Genomic DNA, 20906 nt, shown 5'->3' on the forward strand with positions numbered 1-20906 from the left:
TTAGTGGGTACCCCCATGTCCGACACCGGCCTCCAGGCCGATCCGCGCCGCTGGAAGGCTCTCGCCTTCATCGGCCTGGCCCAGCTGATGGTCGTGCTCGACGCGACCGTCGTGAACATCGCCCTGCCGTCCGCGCAGCACGACCTCGGCATCTCCGACGGCAACCGCCAGTGGGTGATCACCGCCTACGCGCTCGCCTTCGGCGGACTGCTGCTCTTCGGCGGCCGGATCGCCGACCTGTGGGGCCGCAAGCGCACCTTCACCGTCGGCCTCGTCGGCTTCGCCCTCGCCTCGGCCCTCGGCGGCGCGGCCGTCAACACGCCGATGCTGCTCGGCTCCCGCGCCCTCCAGGGCGTCTTCGGCGCCCTGCTCGCCCCGGCGGCGCTGTCGCTGCTGGCCGTGATGTTCACCGACGCCAAGGAGCGCGCGAAGGCGTTCGGCATCTACGGCGCCATCGCGGGCGGTGGCGGTGCCATCGGCCTGATCCTCGGCGGTCTGCTCACCGAGTACCTGAACTGGCGCTGGACCTTCTACGTCAACATCCCGTTCGCCGCCGTCGCCATCGCCGGCGCGGTCCTGGTGATCAAGGAGCCCACCGGCAGCCGCAACCGCAACCGCCTGGACATCCCGGGCGTGCTGCTCGTCACCTCCGGCCTCGTCTCGCTGGTCTACGCCTTCACCCGCGCCGAGTCGGACGGCTGGGCCTCCGGCACCACGATCGGCTTCTTCGTCGCCGCCGCCGTGCTGCTGGGCGCGTTCGTGCTCGTCGAGAGCAAGGTCGCGGCGCCGCTGCTGCCGCTGCGCGTCGTCACCGAGCGCAACCGCGGCGGTGTCTACCTCTCGCTGGGTCTCGCCATCATCGGCATGTTCGGCCTGTTCCTGTTCCTGACCTACTACCTGCAGGTCGTCCTCGGGTACTCCCCGGTCACCAGCGGCCTGGCCTTCCTGCCGATGGTCGCGGGCATGATCACCGGCTCGACCCAGATCGGCGCCCGCCTGATGACCCGGGTCGCCCCGCGGCTGCTCATGGTGCCGGGCTTCCTGACCGCCTCCGTCGGCATGCTGATCCTGACCCAGATCGACGTCGGCAGCTCCTACCCGGCGCTGATCCTGCCCGGTCTGATCCTCATGGGCCTCGGCATGGGCACCGCGTTCATGCCCGCCATGAGCCTGTCCACGCACGGCGTCCAGCCGCGCGACGCGGGCATCGCCTCCGCGATGGTCAACACCTCGCAGCAGGTCGGCGGCGCCATCGGCACCGCGCTGCTCAACACCATCGCGGCCAGCGCCACCACCGCGTACCTCGCCTCGCACGCCAAGGACGGCTCCCCGCAGCAGCTGCTCCAGCTGCAGGGCATGGTGCACGGCTTCTCGACCGCGATCTGGTGGTCGTTCGGGATCCTGGTGCTCGCCGCCGCGGCCGCCGGCTTCCTGATCAACACCGGCAAGCCGGACATGTCCGCCACCGGCGAGGGTGCCGCCAAGGAGGACGCGATCCCGGTCATGGCGCACTGACGCCGTACCGCACGCACGCACGAACGGCCCGCCGGGACCTCCCGGCGGGCCGTTCCGCGTCCGCGCTCAGCGCACGTACGCCTTGAGGTCCTCGGTGTCGAGGGTGACGCCCACCGGGTCGGGCAGCACCACGGTGTGCCCGTAGGAGAGGGTGACGGCGCTGGTGTAGGCGCCGTGCTCCGGCTCGCTGAAGACCGTCACCGACCGGGCGTCCCGGTCCACCAGCAGGTAGACGGGGATGTACGCGGCGGGCTTCTCCACCCGGTCCCGCCGGTCGGCGTCCGCGTCGTGGGAGGTCACCTCGACGACCATGAGCACCCCCTGCGGCTCCGCCCACTCGCCCTGGCCGGCGAACGTGCCCCGAGCGGTGAGCGCGCCGTCGGGCCTGGCCCGGCCGCTGCGGCAGCTCTCCACCTTGAGGCCCCGCCCGGGGTAGAGGCGTAGGTCCGGACGCTGCTGCAGGCAGCGCTCCAACAGCCACATGACGATCTCGCCGTGGTCGCCGTCGGGCGCCGGCTTGACTCCGATCCTGCCGCCGATCAGTTCGAGCGTGACGTTCTCCCGGGCGGCGGTCATGGCGATGGCCTCGAAGGCGTCGCGTTCCATCCGGGGTCGATCCGTCGTCATGGCGGCCGTGGTCTCCTCCTTCGGGCGGCGCGGCCACGGTACGACGCGCACGACCTTCGCGGGGGCCGAAGCCCTCTTCCTACCCGCCGGTAACTCCGCTACAGTGACCGCACGCACCAGCGCCGGGCCTCGGGAGCCGCACCGGCGTGGTCGGCACCGCGGCACGACGCGGTCGCCCGGGTGTGTGGTCACCGGCCCTCGGGCCGTTCACGGCGCGGCACGCACGCGCCGACCCGCCCTTTTCCTCAGCGCGCCTGAGCACGTCGGCACACCCGCGGCACGACCGGAGCGGACCGGTCCGTGCCGCGCGGAGCCGTACCCGCCCTCCCGCACTCCCGCGCCGCCACACCCTCCTCCAGCGCACCGGCCGACGCTCGCCGCCGAGCGGTCCGGCCGCGCCGGAGCGCGGCGCGGGGCCCCATTTCAAGGAGTCTGGACAATGGAGCGTCCCTTCCCCACCGTCGCCGTCGTCGGTCTCGGCACCATGGGTGCCGGCATCGCCGTGGCCATCGCGCAGAGCGGCCGCCGGGTGATCGGCATCGAGGCCGACGCCGACGCCGCCGGCCGCGCCCTCGGCCGGATCGAGGAGGCCACCGCACGTGCGGTGCGGCGCGAGCGGCTGACCGACGCGGAGCGCACCGCCCTGCTCGGCCTGATCTCCGTGGGCGACCGGCTCGACGCCGCCGCCACCGCCGACCTCGTGATCGAGGAGGTGCCCGAACAGCTGGAGCTGAAGCGGGAGATCTTCGCCGAACTCGACCGGATCTGCCCGCCGGAGACGGTGCTCGCGACCGGTACCACCGCACTGTCGGTGACCCGGATCGCCGCCGCCACCGCCCGCCCGGAGCGCGTGCTGGGCCTGCACTTCTTCAACCCGGTGCACACCATGAAGCTGGTCGAGGTCGTGCGCACCGTGCTGACGTCCCCGCAGGCCTCGGAGGAGGCCGCCGCGTTCGCCCGCGAGCTCGGCAAGGAGCCGGTCGCGGCGGGCGACCGGGCCGGGTTCATCGTCAACGGCCTGCTCTTCGCCTACCTCAACCAGGCCGCCGCGATGCTGGAGTCGCGCTACGCGACCCGCGAGGACATCGACGCGGCGATGCGGCTCGGCTGCGGCCTGCCGATGGGCCCGCTGGCCCTGCTCGACCTGATCGGCATCGACACCGCGCGCACCGTGCTGGAGGCGATGTACGAGCAGTCCAGGGACCGCCTGCACGCGCCGGCGCCGATCCTGGGCCAGCTGGTCGCCGCGGGCCTGCTCGGCCGCAAGACCGGCCGGGGCTTCTACGCGTACGACGCGCCCGGCTCGTCGCGGGCCGTCGCGGAGGCCTCCGCGGGCGGCACGGCGCGGGTCGCCGGACGTCCGGTGGCGAGCGTCGGCGTCTGCGGCTCCGGCACCATGGCGACCGGCATCGTCGAGGTGTTCGCCAAGGCGGGCCTGCCCGTGCTGCTCGCGGCACGCAGCCAGGAGAAGGCCGACCGCGCCAAGGCGCAGCTCGCGAAGTCGCTGGAGCGCTCGGTCTCACGCGGCCGGCTGGCCGCGGAGCAGCGGGACGCGGCGCTCGCCCTGGTCACGGCGACCGGGAGCTACGCGGACCTCGCCGGGGTCGACCTCGTCGTGGAGGCGGTCGCCGAGGACCTCGCGGTCAAGCGGGACCTCTTCGCCGTCCTCGACAAGATCGTCAAGCCGGGTGCGGTGCTCGCGACCACCACCTCCAGCCTGCCGGTGATCAGCTGCGCGACGGCCACCTCGCGGCCGCACGACGTGATCGGCATGCACTTCTTCAACCCGGCGCCGGCCATGAAGCTCGTCGAGGTCGTCTCGACCGTGCTGACCTCCCCGGACGTCACCTCCACCGTGCTCGACCTGTGCACGAAGGTGCGGAAGCACCCGGTGGAGTGCGGCGACCGGGCCGGCTTCATCGTCAACGCGCTGCTCTTCCCCTACCTGAACGACGCGGTGCGGATGCTGCAGGAGCACTACGCCACCGTCGACGACATCGACACCGCGATGAAGCTCGGCTGCGGCTACCCGATGGGCCCGTTCGAACTGCTGGACGTCGTCGGCCTGGACGTCTCGCTGACCATCGAGAAGGTGCTGCACCAGGAGTTCCGCGAGCCCGGCCTGGCCGCCGCGCCGCTGCTGGAGCACCTGGTCGCGGCCGGCTGCCTGGGCCGCAAGACCGGACGCGGCTTCCGCGACCACGCCCGGCGCTGACGCCGGAGGCCGTCGCCGTGCAGCCCCCGGGCGCACGGCGGCGGCCGCCCCGCACCACACGGACACGACCGGCCGCCGTCGCTGCAAGGAGTCGCAGATGAACACCGAGCCAGGGGGCAGACCGCCTCGGAGCACCGTCGGACCGGGCGGCGGGCCCGCGTGGAACCCGGCCGCGGCCTCGCCGCGCTGGTCCCGGCCTGCGCCGGTGCCGCCGGTGGCACCGGTCAGGCGGGTGAGGCCGGCCGGGGCGGTGCCGGGGGCGTGTAGCGTTCCGGGCATGGATCGGGAAGAGTCGTCCGCGCCGGCCCGGCCGTCGCGCGGACCCGCGGACACCGCCCGCCCCGCCGAGGGCGGGGCGGGCAGCCGGCGCGCGGCGGCCCAGCGCCGGCAGATGCGCCAGGAGCTGGCGTCGGCAGCGATGGACCTGTTCGCCAACCAGGGCTACGAGGAGACGACGGTCGATCAGATCGCCGCCGAGGCGGGCGTGGCGCGGCGGACGTTCTTCCGCTACTTCCGCTCCAAGGAAGAGGCGATCTTCCCGGACCACGACGACACCCTGATCCGGGTCGCCGACCTGCTGGCCAGCGCCGAGCAGGACGAGCACCCGCTGGACGTGGTCTGCCGCGGCATCAAGGAGGTGCTGCGGATGTACGCCTCCACGCCGGGCGTCTCGGTGGCGCGCTACCAGCTGATCCGGCAGGTGCCGGCGCTGCGCGAGCGGGAGATCGCGGTCGTGGCACGGTACGAGCGGCTGTTCACCCGGTACCTGCTGGGCCGGTTCGACGCCTCCGAGCAGATCCCGCCGGGCTGGCAGCACGGCGGGGACGACGACTCGATGCTCGCCGAGGTGTCCGCGGCAGCCGTGGTCGCGGCGCACAACCACGTGCTGCGGCGCTGGCTGCGGGCCGGCGGTCTGGGTGACGTGGAGGCGCAGCTCGACCACTCCTTCGAGGTCATCCGGCGCACCTTCTGGGCGACGCCGCCGAGCGGCGTGCGGCGCCGGGGTGCCGTGGTGGCACCCGGTGCCAGTGGGGAGGGCGGATCGGCGCTGGAGGCGGCCGCGGTGAGCGCCCTGAGCGCCAGCCCCGGCGGTGAGGTGCTCATCACAGTGGCCCGCACCGACGCCCCGCTCGACCTCGTCCTGGACTCGATCAGGTCCGCCCTCAGCACCCCCCGAACGGCCTGAACCCGCAATCACCGCAGGTCAAAGCAGTTTCCACGGCCCGTCCCGGACCTCCGGGGCGGGCCGTCGCGCGTGACGGGCCGACCGCCGCCGAACAGCGATTTACATCACTCGAACTGGTGACACCCGGTGTCTTTACGCGTGGCACAGGGTGCCATTAACGTGTTACTCACCAGTCGCGGCGCCGCGGCTCCCCACCTCGGCGCGCCGTGTCCGGCGTCCCCAGACCTCGGGGTCGAGCACCACCCTGGCGACACTCCACACCTCGGACCGTCGCCTCCTTCCACCCACAGACCCTCAGCGAAGCCGGTGTCCGCTCCCGGCTCCCCCAGACGCCCTGTGCCCTCACACAGGTACGCCTTCGGAGGCAGCCATGAACGAAATCCTCGACGCGATCCTCAGCTCCGACAGCACCTCGGCGGACTTCGCCGCGATCCCGCTGCCGGAGTCCTACCGGGCGGTGACGCTCCACAAGGACGAGGAGCAGATGTTCGCGGGCCTCGACAGCCGCGACAAGGACCCCCGCAAGTCGCTCCACCTGGACGAGGTCGCCCTCCCCGAGCTCGGCCCGGGCGAGGCGCTGGTCGCCGTCATGGCGAGCGCCGTGAACTACAACACGGTGTGGAGCTCGATCTACGAGCCGGTCTCCACCTTCGGCTTCCTGGAGCGGTACGGCCGGCTCTCCCCGCTCACCAAGCGCCACGACCTGCCGTACCACGTGCTCGGCTCCGACCTCGCGGGCGTCGTCCTGCGCACCGGCGCCGGCGTCAACGCCTGGAAGCCCGGCGACGAGGTCGTCGCGCACTGCCTCTCGGTCGAGCTGGAGTCCTCGGACGGCCACAACGACACGATGATGGACCCGGAGCAGCGCATCTGGGGCTTCGAGACCAACTTCGGCGGCCTGGCGCAGCTGGCCCTCGTCAAGACCAACCAGCTGATGCCCAAGCCGAAGCACCTCACCTGGGAGGAGGCCGCCTCCCCCGGCCTGGTGAACTCCACCGCCTACCGCCAGCTGGTGTCGCAGAACGGCGCCGGCATGAAGCAGGGCGACAACGTGCTGATCTGGGGCGCCAGCGGCGGCCTCGGCTCGTACGCCACCCAGTACGCGCTGGCCGGCGGCGCCACCCCGATCTGCGTGGTCTCCAACGACCAGAAGGCCGACATCTGCCGGGCGATGGGCGCCGAGGCGATCATCGACCGCAGTGCCGAGGCGTACCGCTTCTGGAAGGACGAGAACACCCAGGACCCGCGCGAGTGGAAGCGCCTGGGCGGCCGGATCCGCGAGCTGACCGGCGGCGAGGACGTCGACATCGTCTTCGAGCACCCGGGCCGCGAGACCTTCGGCGCCTCCGTCTACGTCACCCGCAAGGGCGGCACCATCGTCACCTGCGCCTCCACCTCCGGCTTCATGCACCAGTACGACAACCGCTACCTGTGGATGTCGCTCAAGCGCATCGTCGGTTCGCACTTCGCCAACTACCGCGAGGCGTGGGAGGCCAACCGCCTCGTCGCCAAGGGCAAGATCCACCCGACCCTCTCCAAGGTCTACTCCCTGGACGAGACCGGCCAGGCCGCCCTCGACGTGCACCACAACAAGCACCAGGGCAAGGTCGGCGTGCTCTGCCTCGCCCCCGAGGAGGGCCTCGGCGTCTCCGACCCCGAGTTCCGCGCCAAGCACCTCGACGCGATCAACCGCTTCCGGAACATCTGATGGCGGACCGCGACCGTCCGTGGCTGATGCGGACCTATGCAGGCCACTCCACCGCGAGCGACTCCAACGCGCTCTACCGGCGGAACCTGGCGAAGGGTCAGACGGGCCTCTCCGTGGCCTTCGACCTGCCCACCCAGACCGGCTACGACTCCGACCACGTCCTCGCCCGCGGCGAGGTCGGCCGGGTCGGCGTGCCGGTGGGCCACGTCGGTGACATGCGTGCCCTGTTCGACGGCATCCCGCTCGAACAGACCAACACCTCCATGACGATCAACGCCACCGCGATGTGGCTGCTGGCGCTCTACCAGGTGGTCGCCGAGGAGCAGGGCGCCGACGTCGCCAAGCTCACCGGCACCACCCAGAACGACATCGTCAAGGAGTACCTGTCCCGCGGGACGCACGTCTTCCCGCCGGGACCGTCCGTCCGCCTGATCACCGACATGATCGCCTACACGGTCGCGAACCTCCCCAAGTGGAACCCGATCAACATCTGCAGCTACCACCTGCAGGAGGCGGGGGCCACCCCCGTCCAGGAGATCGCGTACTCGATGTGCACCGCGATCGCCGTCCTCGACGCCGTCCGCGACTCCGGCCAGGTGCCGGCCGAGCGGATGGGCGAGGTCGTCGGCCGCATCTCCTTCTTCGTCAACGCGGGCGTCCGCTTCGTCGAGGAGATGTGCAAGATGCGGGCCTTCTCACGGCTGTGGGAGAAGGTCACGCGCGAGCGGTACGGCATCGAGGACACCAAGCAGCGGCGCTTCCGGTACGGCGTGCAGGTCAACTCGCTCGGCCTCACCGAGGCGCAGCCGGAGAACAACGTCCAGCGGATCGTGCTGGAGATGCTCGCCGTCACGCTCTCCAAGGACGCCCGCGCCCGCGCCGTCCAGCTCCCCGCGTGGAACGAGGCCCTCGGCCTGCCCCGCCCGTGGGACCAGCAGTGGTCGCTGCGCATCCAGCAGGTGCTCGCCTACGAGTCCGACCTCCTGGAGTACGGCGACATCTTCAACGGCTCCGAGGTGATCGAGACCAAGACCGCCGAGCTGCTCGCCGGCGCCGAGGCGGAGATCGCCAAGGTGCTGGACATGGGCGGGGTCATCCCGGCCGTCGAGTCCGGCTACCTGAAGTCCAACCTGGTCTCCTCGCACGCGGCCCGCCGCGCCCGCATCGAGGCCGGCGAGGACAGGATCGTCGGGGTCAACTGCTTCGACACCACCGAGGAGAGCCCGCTGACGGCCGACCTCGACACGGCCATCATGGTCGTCGACCCGGCCTCCGAGCGGTCCGTGCTCGCCGGCCTGGAGCGCTGGCAGGCCGAACGCGACGAGACCGCCGCCCGGGCCGCCCTGGAGCGGCTGAAGGCCACCGCGGCCACCACCGACAACCTGGTGCCCGCCACCCTCGCCTGCGCCCGCGCCGGCGTGACCACCGGCGAGTGGTCGTTCGCCCTGCGCGACGTGTTCGGCGAGTACCGGGCACCCACCGGCGTGGGCGGTGCCCCGGTCGCCGTCGCGGCCGAGCCGGGCGGCGAACTCGCCGCCGTCCGCGAGGCGGTCACCGCGACGGCCGCGGAGCTCGGCACGGGCAAGCTGCGCCTGCTCGTCGGCAAGCCCGGCCTGGACGGCCACTCCAACGGTGCCGAGCAGATCGCGGTCCGCGCCCGCGACGCCGGCTTCGAGGTGGTCTACCAGGGCATCCGGCTCACCCCGGAGCAGATCGTCTCCGCCGCCGTGGCGGAGGACGTCCACTGCGTGGGGCTGTCGATCCTCTCCGGCGCCCACCCCGAGCTCGTGCCCGACGTGCTGCAGCGCCTGCGGCGTGCCGGGGTGGAGGATGTGCCCGTGATCGTCGGTGGCATCATCCCGGCAGCGGACGCCGAGGCCCTGAAGGCCGCCGGTGTCGCCGCGGTCTTCACACCGAAGGACTTCGGCATCACCACCATCATCGGCCGGATCGTCGACGAGATCCGGCTCGCCAACAGGCTCCAGCCGTGGGCCGCCCTGCACCCGTCGGCCGACGGGGCCCACGCGAGCAGCTGACCGGGAAGGACGTACCACCCTCATGACCACCTCCGACCGCCTCCGGCCCCGCCGTTCCTGCCTGGCCGTACCCGGCAGCAACCCGCGCTTCCTGGAGAAGGCCCAGGGCCTGCCCGCCGACCAGGTCTTCCTCGACCTGGAGGACGCGTGCGCCCCGCTGGTCAAGGAGAGCGCCCGGCACAACATCGTCGACGCGCTGAACAACGGCGACTGGGGCGCCAAGACCAAGGTCGTCCGGGTCAACGACTGGACGACCCACTGGACGTACCGCGACGTCATCACCGTCGTCGAGGGCGCCGGCCCCAACCTCGACTGCATCATGCTGCCGAAGGTGCAGGACGCCGAGCAGGTCAAGGCCCTCGACCTGCTGCTCACCCAGATCGAGAAGACCATGGGCTTCGAGGTCGGCAGGATCGGCATCGAGGCGCAGATCGAGAACGCCAAGGGCCTGATCAACGTCGACGCGATCGCGACCGCCTCGCCCCGGCTGGAGACGATCATCTTCGGCCCCGCCGACTTCATGGCCTCGATCAACATGAAGTCCCTCGTCGTCGGCGAGCAGCCGCCCGGCTACGACGCCGACGCCTACCACTACATCCTGATGCGCATCCTGATGGCCGCCCGCGCCAACGACCTGCAGGCCATCGACGGCCCCTACCTGCAGATCCGCAACGCCGACGGCTACAAGGCCGTGGCCCGCCGCGCCGCCGCACTGGGCTTCGACGGCAAGTGGGTGCTCCACCCGGACCAGGTCGCCGCCGCGAACGAGATCTTCTCGCCCGCGCAGGAGGACTACGACCACGCCGAGCTCATCCTCGACGCCTACGACTGGTGCACCTCCGAGGCGGGCGGCGCCAAGGGCTCCGCCATGCTCGGCGACGAGATGATCGACGAGGCCAGCCGCAAGATGGCCCTGGTCATCTCCGGCAAGGGCCGCGCGGCAGGCATGGAGCGCACCTCGAAGTTCGAGCCCCCGCAGAGCTGACCCCTGCTTTCGGGCCCGGCCCGCTCGCACCACACACCCGAGGACGACACCCATGCAGTTCGGACGCACCTACGAAGAGTTCGAGGTCGGCGCCGTCTACAAGCACTGGCCCGGAAAGACGGTCACCGAGTACGACGACCACCTCTTCTGCCTGCTCACCATGAACCACCACCCGCTCCACATGGACACCAACTACGCCGAGAAGACGACGGACTTCGGCAAGAACGTCGTCGTCGGCAACTACATCTACTCCCTGCTGCTCGGCATGTCCGTCCCCGACGTCTCCGGCAAGGCCATCGCCAACCTGGAGATCGAATCGCTGCGCCACATCGCGCCGACCTTCCACGGCGACACGCTGTACGGCGAGACGACCGTCCTCGACAAGTGGCCGTCGAAGTCCAAGGACGACCGCGGCATCGTGTACGTCGAGACCAGGGGCTACAAGCAGGACGGCACCGTGGTCTGCATCTTCCGCCGCAAGGTGATGGTGCCGACCGCGACGTACACCCTGGCGCGCGGCGGCGAGCAGCCCGGCCGCCCCGAGCCCCGCGCCTGACGGACCCCGGACGGGCAGGCCGCCGTCATCGGCCACGCCCCACCCGGCCCCTCGGGGGCCCTGCTGCCGCAGCCACGCCGGCAGGGCCCCCGTACACCTCTCCCCCACCCTCACGCACAACCCAGAGACGGAGCCGCACGATGGGACGCCTCGCACAGACCGACGGCCTCACCGAGATCCAGCGGGACATCCTCGCCACCGTGCGGGACTTTGTCGACAAGGAGATCATTCCGGTCGCGACGGAGCTGGAGCACAAGGACGAGTACCCGACCGCCATCGTCGAGGGGATGAAGCAGCTCGGCCTGTTCGGCCTGACCATCCCCGAGGAGTTCGGCGGCCTCGGCGAGTCGCTGCTGACGTACGCGCTGGTGGTCGAGGAGATCGCCCGCGGCTGGATGTCCGTCTCCGGCATCGTCAACACGCACTTCATCGTCGCCCACATGATCAACGCGCACGGCACCCAGGAGCAGAAGGAGTACTTCCTGCCCCGCATGGCCGCCGGCGAGATCCGCGGCGCCTTCTCGATGTCCGAGCCCGGCCTGGGCTCCGACGTCGCGGCCATCTCCACCAAGGGCGTCAGGGACGGCGACTCCTACGTCCTCAACGGCCAGAAGATGTGGCTGACCAACGGCGGCACCTCCACTCTCGTCGCGGTGCTCTGCAAGACCGACGAGGGCGGCAGCACGCCGTACCGCAACATGACCACCTTCCTGATCGAGAAGACGGCCGGATTCGGTCCGAACCCGACCGTCCCGGGCCTGACCGTGCCCGGCAAGATCGAGAAGATGGGCTACAAGGGCGTCGACACCACCGAGCTGGTGCTGCAGGACGTCCGCGTCCCGGCCGACCGCGTGCTCGGCGGCGTCCCCGGCAAGGGCTTCTACCAGATGATGGACGGCGTCGAGGTCGGCCGCGTCAACGTCGCCGCCCGCGGCTGCGGCGTCGCCCGCCGCGCCTTCGAGCTGGGCATCTCCTACGCCCAGCAGCGCACCACCTTCGGCAAGAAGATCTGCGAGCACCAGGCGATCCAGTTCAAGCTCGCCGAGATGGCCACCAAGGTCGAGGCCGCGCACCAGATGATGGTCATGGCCGCCCGCAAGAAGGACAGCGGCGAGCGCAACGACCTCGAGGCCGGCATGGCGAAGTACCTCGCCTCCGAGTACTGCAAGGAGGTCGTCGAGGACGCGTTCCGCATCCACGGCGGCTACGGCTTCTCCAAGGAGTACGAGATCGAGCGGCTCTACCGCGAGGCCCCGATGCTGCTCATCGGTGAAGGTACTGCGGAGATCCAGAAGATGATCGTCGGACGCCGGCTGCTGGAGGAGTACCGGCTGGCCGACTGAGCCCGCCGGTCACCGACTTTCCGCATGGTCGGGCGCGGGCGTGCGGGCCCGCGTACGACCCCCCGCCGTGCCGTACGGCCTGGTCAGCCGACGGGGAGGCACGGCGGGCCCGGAGGCGGCCGCAGGGCGCGTATCAGCAGGTACACGCCCTGCGGCCGCCTCCGAACACCGGGCCCGGAGCCGCCCGCGCGCCGTCCCGCACGGCGCCGGACGCGCCCCCGCCGACATGAGACGTGGGTCACCCGCCACGCCGGACCCCTTGGGGAACCACCGGCGCTCGGCTACGGTCGTATACACAGCAGGCATGGCTAGGCTCCGTGCCCGGCATATCCATGAACAGGCGGCTTGCCCACCTACCGCCTGGTCCCGATAGCATCCACCGGGACAGCGTCCCCTTGTACCCGATCCCCGCGGTGGCCCCCGTCCAGCGGCCATGATCCCCCGCGACTAAGGTCTTCGATGCCCATCAGCCCGTCCCCTCACACCTCCGTCCCGGACGGCGATCCCTTCGCCGCTCCGACGGCCGGTCGGCGTCCGCGCGTGACGATCGCGCGCGGCGCGACCCCCTGGTTCGCCCCGACCCTGGCCACCGCCGCCGTGACGACCGCCCTCACCCGGCGCAACGGCAAGTGGGCCCTGGCGGCTGTTCCGGCCTGTGCGCTCGGCGCCGGCATGCTGTGGTTCTTCCGCGACCCGGAGCGTGAGATCGGCACGGGCAGAGTGATCTCCCCGGCGGACGGCGTGGTGCAGTCGATCGACGCCTGGCCGGACGGCCGGACCCGGGTGGCCGTCTTCATGAGCCCGCTCAACGTGCACGTCAACCGGGCTCCCCTGCCCGGCACCGTGACGTCCGTGGAGCACGTCGCCGGCGGCTTCGTCCCGGCGTTCAACAAGGACAGCGACCAGAACGAGCGGGTCGTCTGGCACTTCGACACCGAGCTCGGCGACATCGAGATGGTGCAGATCGCGGGTGCCGTCGCACGCCGCATCGTGCCGTACGTCGACGCCGGCACCAAGGTCGAGCAGGGCGAGCGGATCGGTCTGATCCGCTTCGGCTCCCGCGTCGACACCTACCTGCCGGCCGGCGTCGAGGTGGGCGTCGAGGTCGGCCAGAAGACCACAGCCGGGGTGACGCGCCTTGACCGTGACTGATCCCGAGACTCTCGTCGGCCTCGACGACGAGGCCGCCGAGCTGCGTCGCCGCCGCTGGGCGCGCGACCGCGAGCTGCGTGCGCCCCGTTCGCCGCAGCACCTGTCGACCGCCGACTTCCTGACCCTGGGGAACGCCGTCTGCGGCTTCCTGGCGATCTACTCGATCACCACCGGGGTCCTGATGCCCCACCTCACCGGTGAGACGACCTCGCCGAACCGCAACAGCGCCGCCACCGCGGTGACGCTGCTGCTGATCGGCGCCATGTGCGACCTCTTCGACGGCCTGGTGGCCCGCAAGCTGCGCTCCTCGGCGCTGGGTGCGGAGCTGGACAACCTGGCCGACCTGATCAGCTTCGGCATCGCCCCGGCGTACTTCGTGGCGGTCTGGGGCATCGTGTCGCCGGACAGCAACCAGCAGCTCTCGGCGTTCATCGCGCTGACCGTCCTGCTGTCGGTGGTGCTGCGGCTCGCCCGGTTCTCGGCCGTCAAGATGCGGCCGGGGATCTTCCAGGGCATGCCCTGCCCGATGGGTGCGATGACGGTGATCGCCATCGTGCTCCTCGACCCGCCGTTCGTGCCCGGCCTGCTGATGATCTTCGGCGTGGCGTACCTGATGGTCAGCCGCATCGAGTACCCGAAGCCGCAGGGCCTGCTGGCCACGGCGACGCTCTGCTGGATCGTCGTCTCCATCGGCTGCCTCGCGGCGTGGGCCACGGGCCTGCCCGGCGGCAACACGCTGATGCACATCGGCGCGGTCGCCCAGATCACGCTGGCCGCGATGGCGCCGCTGCTGGTCATCCGCCGCAAGGTGGGCCAGAAGGTCGGCGACGTCCGTGCCCGCCGCGCGGAGTCGCGCGGCTGCTGACCGGCACGTAGCACGACGGAAGGGCCCGGATCCGCAAGGATCCGGGCCCTTCCTCGTTCCCGCCGTGTCTCTGCGTTCCCGCCGCGCCTCTGCGCCGCACGGTACGCACCGGCCGCGCCTCTGCGCCGCGCGGTGCGTACCCGCCGCCGGAAGCACGGCGGGTACGGGCGGTCAGCGGCCCGCGCCGCCGTCGTGGACGGCGAACGCGGAGCGGCGCGCGGCGCGGGCCACCGCCGGGTCCGGGTGGACCCCGGAGACCGCGGTGAGCACGGACGCCGCCCGGGGGTGCCCGGACTGCCGGGCCCGGTTGAAGAGCCGTACCGGCTCGCCCGCGGAGGCGCCCTCCACGTGCGGCACGAGCAGTGCGGTGTCGCCGTGGTCGAGCACGGCGGCGGCGGTGTCCACCCACAGCCAGGCGGCGTCCTCCGCGCCCAGCACGTCGGCGGGGGCCACCGGGCCCTCGTCGGAGCGCTCGGCCAGCCAGAGCAGCGCGTAGGGCCGCAGCACGGTCTCCTCGACGGCCGCGCGGACGGCCTGCTCGGCGGTGCCGCCGGCCACCCGGAGGGCTTCGAAGGCGAGACCGCGCACGAGGGCGTCCTCGCCGCGGGCGGCGTCGAGGAGCTCGGCGACCGCGCGGTCGGCGGGTCGGGCGGCGACCCAGGCCCGGTACTCGGCGCGGGCCGGGCCGGGGGTGTAGTCGGCGCAGGCGCTCAGGAGCTCCTGGGCGCTCTGCTCGATGTGGCCGGCCGCGGTCTGCGCGACGGTGCAGATCTCCTCCAGCTTGGCGCGCACCGCCCAGTGGCCGAGGGGGGAGAGCTCGGCGGCCTCGTCACGGCGCTCCAGGGCACCCACGGCGGCCAGACCGTCCAGCATCCAGTCGAGGACCGCGGCGGCGTCGGCGGCGGCCGTGGGGGTGTCGATCTGCGGTTCGCGGCAGGTGCCGCGGACGGCGGACATCGCGGAGGCCGCGTGCGGCACGGGCGAGAGCCCGAGCGCGCCGGGGACGACGCCGTGCCGGCGCTCGTCGAGGCCGCGGCGGAGCAGCTCCAGCAGTTCGCCGTCCGACACCGGGCCGTCGACGAGGTGCAGGAAGGAGAGGAGTTGCGGCGCCTGGTCGACGGCCTGGCCGGCGAGCACGGCGAAGACGCCGCGCATGGCGGCGGGCGGCACGGGCGCGAGGAGGGTCCAGGCGTCGAACAGCGCCGACCAGCCGCGGATCACCGCCTCGTCGTCGTGCTCCCAGGCGTTGAGGCGCCAGCCCGGCCCGGCTCCGGCGTCGCGGAGCTCGACCAGGCCGACGAGCAGGGCTTGCCCCCAGGCCTTGGCGGCCGCGCCCACGGTCATCGCGAGGGCGCGGCCGGCGGCCCTGGCGTCGTCGGGCAGGAGCTCGCCGCGCTTGTCGACCTCGGCGAGCTCGCCGGCCCAGCGGGAGATCCGCACGGCGTCGGCGAGCATTCGGCGGGCCAGCGGGGCCAGCTCTGCGGGTGCGGGGAAGCCCTCGGGCACCGGCACGCGGCCGCGGCCGGGCTTGGGCCCGGGGGTGCGGCGGCGGGCGGGTCCGCCCGGCTGCTCATGGTCGGCTCGGCGGGCCGCTCCTGGCAGACGGGTCACCGTCGCTCCGGTGCGGATCGCGGGCTGGAGCGGGGCATCACGGTCGCGCGGGTTCCGAGACGTCACGCCGTGCAGTCTTCCCCGCGCAGGGGCCTTCTGTCACATCGAGTTCTACGCGCGCTCGCACGTCCGGTCCGCGGACGGGGGATGAGATCGGGCATCCGGCATCAAACCGGGCTCACGATCACGAAATATGACATGAGCACAACCGTCGCGGAGGCCCGGAGGACGCCTCAGAGCAGCGGCGTCAGCCACCGCCGCAGCGCCTCCGTGTACGCGTCCGGGTCCGCGTTCCAGAGGGCGGCGTGCGCGCCCTCCGGGACGGGCCGCAGGCTCACCAGGTCGGGCCGCCGTTCGGCGAGCCGGGCCGCGGCGGCCCACGGCGCCACGGCGTCGTCGGGGCTGTGCAGCAGCAGCGCGGGCACGTGGAGGTCGGTGCCGTCCGCGAGCCGGGCGAAGCCCGCCAGGTCGACCCGGGTCCGGCCCTCGGCCGCCAGCGCGCCGAGCTCCGCCAGCGGCGCCGGCACGCCCGCCCGGGTGGCCTCGCGGCGCACGGTCGCGCGCCAGTCCAGCACCGGCGAGTCCAGCACCAGGCCCGCCACGGACTCCCGCCAGGCCGACCGGGCCGCCGTGTGCAGCGCCATGGTGGCGCCGAGCGACCAGCCGTACAGCACCACGCGGTCGGCGCCGTGGGCGCGGGCGAAGCGGAGGGCGGCGTCCACGTCCTGCCACTCGGTCTCGCCGAAGTGGCTCAGCCCGTCGGGCGGGGGCGGCGCCCCGTCGTCCCCGCGGTGGGTGACGACCAGCGCGGGCAGCCGCAGCGCGTGCAGCAACGGCAGCACGGGCAGGGTCTGCTGCCGGTCGGCGCCCGGGCCGTGCACCAGCACCACCCACAGCCCCCGCATGCCCGGCAGGTACCAGGCGGGCATCGGCCCGAGCTCGCCGTCGACGGCGGCCTCCGTGAAGTCGAGGCCGAGGGCGGAGTGCGGGTCGCCGGTCCCGACGCGGGCGGTCACCCGCACCTCGGCGCCGCCGGCGAGCGGGGCCCCGGCCGACAGCAGGCGGCGGGTGACGCTCTGCGGGGCGGTGCCGAGCAGCTCGCCGACGACGGCGTGCCCGCCCCCGGCCCACTCCAGGGCGTAGCGGCCGGGCCGCTCCGTCTCGACGCTGCGGGTGAGGGTGACGGAGTCCGGCCCCACGTGGTGGACGCGGACGCCCGCGGCCGACCCGAAGACGCCGCCCGCGGAGCCGGGACGGACGGACCGTTCGGAGGCGCGGCGGCCGGCCAGGAGCACGGCGGCGGCCCCGGCTCCGACGACGGCGGCAGCGACGGCGGTGGCGGTTCCCCAGCTGCGCATGGCATCCCCGGTCTGCTGGCTTCGGACATGGCGCTCCCAGTCCACGCCCGGCAGGCGGCATCCGGCCACCCGGGCGGGCCGTCCGGGCGGCGGCGCCCCCGCGGGCTCAGACCGGGACGTCGCCGGGCCACCCGGCGAGCAGCTCCCAGAAGCGGTCGGCGGGCGCCTGCGGGCGGGCGGGCACCGCGGGGGCGGCTCCCCAGTGCGCGGGCACGAGGTAGGTGTCCCGGAGGGCCGCGAGGACCTCCGCGAGGACGTCGTGCGACGCCGGGACGATCCGGGCGACGGCTGCGAGCTGCGCCTGCCAGCGGCCGTCGACGACCTGCCGCAGCAGGCGCTCCAGGGCGTCCTGACGGCCGGTCACCGCCACCAGGGTGCGCAGCGGGACGCCGAGCACGTGCGCGAGGGCCCGGCCCACCTCCTCGGGCGCGTCCCACCGGCCGGCGGCCTCGGCGCGGGCGTACACCTGCGGGGCAACGCCGATCCGCCGCGCCGTCTCGGCCGGGGTGAGCTCGCGGGCCAGCCGGAAGTCGCGCAGCGAGGCGGGGCCCGCGTCCATCAGCCGGACAGGCGGGCACCACAGCGCCCGGGCCAGCGCGACGAACTCCTCCTCGGAGGGCCGCAGCGCGCCGCTCTCCCAGGCGAGGACGTGCGCGGGCAGCAGCCGCACCCCGTGCGCGGCCATGCCGTCGGCGACCTGTTCGGGCGTCAGGCCGAGCCCGGCGCGGTGGGCCCGGGCGGCCCGGGGGGAGAACGGCACCGGGAGCGGGACGGGCGGGGTGCGTCGCATGCGACAAGAACGTACGGCGGGCCCGCGGCCGGCCCCAGCCGCCGAACGCACGAAGCGGCGGCGCCGGGCCCCGTGCGGGGGCTGGAGGATCGTACGGACCGCGGGCCCCGCGGACGGCGACGGTGTGTGACCAACCCCTCCGCACGCTTGGTTGACTCCCGGTCGGAGCGCGTGATGGTATCGCTGGGCCATACGGAGGCATGCAGAGGAAGCCGGTGCGAATCCGGCGCGGTCCCGCCACTGTCACCGGGGAGCACGCTCGAACACATGGTCACGACGGTCCGCCACAGGGCCGTTGGAAGGCCCGGGGGTGTGTCGGACCCGGAAGCCAGGAGACTCTCGCCGCCGGTTCGTCGATCCAGGGCGCGGACCCTGAGTGAGGACACGCACGCCATGCAGGCTGCCCGGCGGTCTCCGCTGCGCCCCGACCGGGGAACCGGGCGGTGAGCCGTCCGACCCAGGCGTCCCCCTATCTGCTGGGCGCCGTCGCGGGGTACCTCGCCGACACCGCGTTCGCCGACCCGCGCCGGGGCCACCCGGTGGCCGTGTTCGGCAGCGCCGCGGGACGGCTGGAGCGGGCCCTGTGGCGCGACCACCGGGGGGCGGGTGCCGCCTACACCGCGCTCTGCGTGGGCGCCGTGGCCGCCGGGGCGGTGCTCGCCGAACGCGCCCTCGGGCGCAGCCGCCCGGCCCGTACGGCGCTCGCCGCGGCCGCCGTCTGGACGGTGCTCGGCGGCACCTCGCTCACCCGGGAGGCCCGCACGATCGGCCGCGCCCTGGAGGCCGGCGACCTCGCCGCCGCCCGCGAGCGGCTCCCGCACCTGTGCGGCCGCGACCCGAGCGCGCTGGACGGGCAGCAGATCGCCCGCGCCGTCGTCGAGTCGGTCGCCGAGAACACCGCCGACGCCGTCGTCAACGCGCTCACCTGGGGGGCCCTCGCCGGCACGCCCGGCCTGCTGGCCTTCCGCGCCGTCAACACGCTGGACGCCATGGTCGGTCACCGCACGCCGCGGCACACGCGCTTCGGCTGGGCGTCGGCCCGGCTCGACGACGTCGCCGGCTGGCCCGGCGCCCGGCTCACGGCGCTGCTGGCCGTCGCCGCGGCGGAGCACCCGCGGGCCGCCTGGACGGTCTGGCGGCGCGACGGCTCCGCCCACCCCAGCCCGAACGCGGGCCAGGCCGAGTCGGCGTTCGCGGGGGCCCTCGGCGTCCGCCTCGGCGGCACGCTGCGGTACGGGACGCGGGTCGAGCACCGGCCCGTCCTGGGCGCGGAACTGCGGCCGGTCGCCGCCGCCGACATCGAACGGGCCTGCGCGCTCTCGCGGCGGGTCGGCGTGCTGGCGCTGGCCGTCACGCTCGCCGGCCGGGCCGTCCGGGCCCGCCGCCGCGCACGCAGGACGACAGGAGGAGTGGGCCGATGAGCCGGGCACTGCTGGTCGCGGGGACGACCTCGGACGCGGGCAAGAGCGTGGTCACGGCGGCGGTCTGCCGCTGGCTGGTCCGCCGGGGCGTGCGGGTCGCGCCGTTCAAGGCGCAGAACATGTCGCTCAACTCCTTCGTCACCGCGGACGGCGCCGAGATCGGCCGGGCGCAGGCGATGCAGGCGCAGGCCGCCCGGGTGGAGCCGGAGGCCGCGATGAACCCGGTGCTGCTCAAGCCCGGTGCGGACGGCCGCAGCCAGGTCGTGCTGCTCGGGCGGCCGGTCGCGGAGGTCGGCGCGCTCGACTACCGCGAGCGCAAGCCCGTCCTGCTGGAACGGGCCCTGGAGTGCCTGGCCGACCTGCGCAGCCGGTACGACGTGGTGGTCTGCGAGGGGGCGGGGTCGCCCGCCGAGATCAACCTGCGCGACCGCGACATCGCCAACATGGGCCTGGCGACCGCCGCGAACCTGCCCGTCGTGGTGGTCGGCGACATCGACCGCGGCGGGGTGTTCGCCGCGATGTACGGCACGCTGGCGCTGCTCTCCGCGCAGGACCAGGCGCTGGTGTCGGGCTGGTTCGTCAACAAGTTCCGCGGCGACGCGCGGCTCCTCGCGCCCGGCCTGGAGATGCTGGAGGGCCTGACGGGCCGTCCGGTGCTGGGCACGCTGCCCATGCTGCCGGGGCTGTGGCTGGACGCCGAGGACTCGCTCGACCTGTCGACCGTCGCCGAACGCGCCCCGGTGGCCGCCCCCCACGGCACGGACGTGCTGCGGGTCGCCGTCGTGCGGTTTCCCCGGCTGTCGAACTTCACCGACGTCGACGCGCTCGCCCAGGAGCCCGGCGTGCTGGTGCGCTGGGCGACCCGGCCCGAGGAACTCGCCGACGCCGACCTGGTGATCCTGCCCGGCACCCGGGCGACCGTCGCCGACCTCGCCTGGCTGCGCGAACGCGGCCTGGACCGCGCGGTGCGCGCCCGGGCGGCGGCCGGCCTGCCGGTGCTCGGCGTGTGCGGCGGCTACCAGATGCTCGCCCGGGAGATCACCGACGACGTCGAGTCGGGGGCCGGCACGGTCGCGGGCCTCGCCCTGCTGCCGACCCGGGTCGTCTTCGGCCGGGAGAAGGTGCTCGCCCGCCCGGTCGGCGAGGCGTACGGGGAGCGGGTCGAGGGGTACGAGATCCACCACGGCGTGGTCACCGTCGAGGGCGGCGAGGCGTTCGTCTCGGACGGCCGCGGGCGTGCCCTCGACGGCTGCCGGGCGGGCGCGGTGTGGGGCACGACCTGGCACGGCGTGCTGGAGAACGACGGCTTCCGGCGGGCCCTGCTGCGCGAGGCGGCCGCCCTCGCCGGACGGGCGTTCGTGCCCGCGCCGGACACGTCGTTCGCCGCCGCCCGCGAGGAGCGGCTCGACCGGCTCGGCGACCTGATCGAGGAGCACGCCGACACCGAGGCGCTGTGGAAGCTGATCGAGGGCGGGGCGCCGGCCGGCCTCCCGTTCGTCCCGCCGGGTGCGCCGTGAGCGGCGCCGGGAGGCATGGAG

At 73.5% G+C, this 20906-nt stretch carries 16 protein-coding genes and 1 riboswitch; of the genes, 12 read left to right on the forward strand and 4 right to left on the reverse strand.

Annotated features, from left to right (window positions below; all coding sequences use genetic code 11):
* Nucleotides 1-15: 15 nt before the first annotated feature.
* Complete coding sequence (locus OG335_RS12145) at nt 16-1515, forward strand: MFS transporter (protein WP_405011102.1); 1500 nt, start codon at nt 16-18, stop codon at nt 1513-1515.
* 66 nt (nt 1516-1581) lie between these two features.
* Here the strand turns inward: OG335_RS12145 and OG335_RS12150 are convergent, their stop codons facing one another.
* Nucleotides 1582-2142 (reverse strand): Uma2 family endonuclease, encoded by a 561-nt coding sequence (locus OG335_RS12150; protein WP_405011103.1) that lies wholly within the window; start codon nt 2140-2142, stop codon nt 1582-1584.
* A gap of 439 nt (nt 2143-2581) precedes the next feature.
* Here OG335_RS12150 and OG335_RS12155 point away from each other — a divergent pair, with 439 nt between their 5' ends.
* From OG335_RS12155 to OG335_RS12195, 9 genes are all read left to right on the forward strand, one after another.
* On the forward strand, nt 2582-4357 hold the full coding sequence (locus OG335_RS12155; protein WP_405011104.1) for a 3-hydroxyacyl-CoA dehydrogenase family protein: 1776 nt from the start codon (nt 2582-2584) through the stop codon (nt 4355-4357).
* 277 nt (nt 4358-4634) lie between these two features.
* The gene (locus tag OG335_RS12160; protein ID WP_405011105.1) at nt 4635-5543 is read left to right on the forward strand and encodes a TetR family transcriptional regulator; all 909 of its coding nucleotides are present in this window, start codon (nt 4635-4637) and stop codon (nt 5541-5543) included.
* A 370-nt stretch (nt 5544-5913) separates the two neighbouring features.
* Nucleotides 5914-7251, forward strand: a complete 1338-nt coding sequence (gene ccrA, locus OG335_RS12165) for a crotonyl-CoA carboxylase/reductase (protein WP_405011106.1) — start codon at nt 5914-5916, stop codon at nt 7249-7251.
* A complete protein-coding gene (locus OG335_RS12170; protein WP_405011107.1) occupies nt 7251-9287 on the forward strand; it encodes a protein meaA in 2037 nt (678 codons plus the stop codon). The genes ccrA and OG335_RS12170 overlap by 1 nt, the downstream gene beginning before the upstream one ends.
* Nucleotides 9288-9309: 22 nt before the next feature.
* On the forward strand, nt 9310-10272 hold the full coding sequence (locus OG335_RS12175) for an HpcH/HpaI aldolase/citrate lyase family protein (RefSeq protein ID WP_405011108.1): 963 nt from the start codon (nt 9310-9312) through the stop codon (nt 10270-10272).
* 52 nt (nt 10273-10324) lie between these two features.
* Nucleotides 10325-10828 carry a MaoC family dehydratase gene (locus OG335_RS12180; protein WP_405011109.1) on the forward strand — a complete coding sequence of 168 codons (504 nt, stop codon included), beginning with the start codon at nt 10325-10327 and terminating at the stop codon, nt 10826-10828.
* A gap of 140 nt (nt 10829-10968) precedes the next feature.
* Nucleotides 10969-12171: an acyl-CoA dehydrogenase family protein gene (locus OG335_RS12185; protein WP_405011110.1), complete on the forward strand. Its 1203-nt coding sequence runs from the start codon at nt 10969-10971 to the stop codon at nt 12169-12171.
* A 459-nt stretch (nt 12172-12630) separates the two neighbouring features.
* Nucleotides 12631-13323: a phosphatidylserine decarboxylase gene (locus tag OG335_RS12190; RefSeq protein WP_405011111.1), complete on the forward strand. Its 693-nt coding sequence runs from the start codon at nt 12631-12633 to the stop codon at nt 13321-13323.
* Nucleotides 13310-14188 carry a CDP-alcohol phosphatidyltransferase family protein gene (locus OG335_RS12195; protein ID WP_405011112.1) on the forward strand — a complete coding sequence of 293 codons (879 nt, stop codon included), beginning with the start codon at nt 13310-13312 and terminating at the stop codon, nt 14186-14188. The genes OG335_RS12190 and OG335_RS12195 overlap by 14 nt, the downstream gene beginning before the upstream one ends.
* Nucleotides 14189-14359: 171 nt before the next feature.
* Here the strand turns inward: OG335_RS12195 and OG335_RS12200 are convergent, their stop codons facing one another.
* The 3 genes from OG335_RS12200 to OG335_RS12210 all read right to left on the reverse strand — a co-directional run bounded on the left by OG335_RS12200 (nt 14360) and on the right by OG335_RS12210 (nt 17947).
* Nucleotides 14360-15799, reverse strand: a complete 1440-nt coding sequence (locus tag OG335_RS12200; RefSeq protein ID WP_405011113.1) for a hypothetical protein — start codon at nt 15797-15799, stop codon at nt 14360-14362.
* Between the two features lie 233 nt (nt 15800-16032).
* The gene (locus tag OG335_RS12205; protein WP_405011114.1) at nt 16033-17157 is read right to left on the reverse strand and encodes an alpha/beta hydrolase; all 1125 of its coding nucleotides are present in this window, start codon (nt 17155-17157) and stop codon (nt 16033-16035) included.
* A gap of 106 nt (nt 17158-17263) precedes the next feature.
* Entirely contained in the window at nt 17264-17947 is a 684-nt protein-coding gene (locus tag OG335_RS12210) for a helix-turn-helix domain-containing protein (RefSeq protein WP_405011115.1), read from the reverse strand.
* Nucleotides 17948-18113: 166 nt separating this feature from the next.
* Nucleotides 18114-18307: riboswitch (cobalamin riboswitch) on the forward strand.
* Between the two features lie 83 nt (nt 18308-18390).
* Between OG335_RS12210 and OG335_RS12215 the strand changes: the two genes are divergently transcribed.
* Nucleotides 18391-19368, forward strand: coding sequence for a cobalamin biosynthesis protein (locus OG335_RS12215; protein ID WP_405011116.1), 978 nt, complete (start codon nt 18391-18393; stop codon nt 19366-19368).
* Nucleotides 19365-20885: a cobyric acid synthase gene (locus OG335_RS12220; protein WP_405011117.1), complete on the forward strand. Its 1521-nt coding sequence runs from the start codon at nt 19365-19367 to the stop codon at nt 20883-20885. Before OG335_RS12215 ends, OG335_RS12220 begins: the two co-directional genes overlap by 4 nt.
* Nucleotides 20886-20906 lie beyond the last annotated feature (21 nt).

This window comes from Kitasatospora sp. NBC_01539, assembly GCF_045040525.1.
GTDB lineage: Bacteria > Actinomycetota > Actinomycetes > Streptomycetales > Streptomycetaceae > Kitasatospora.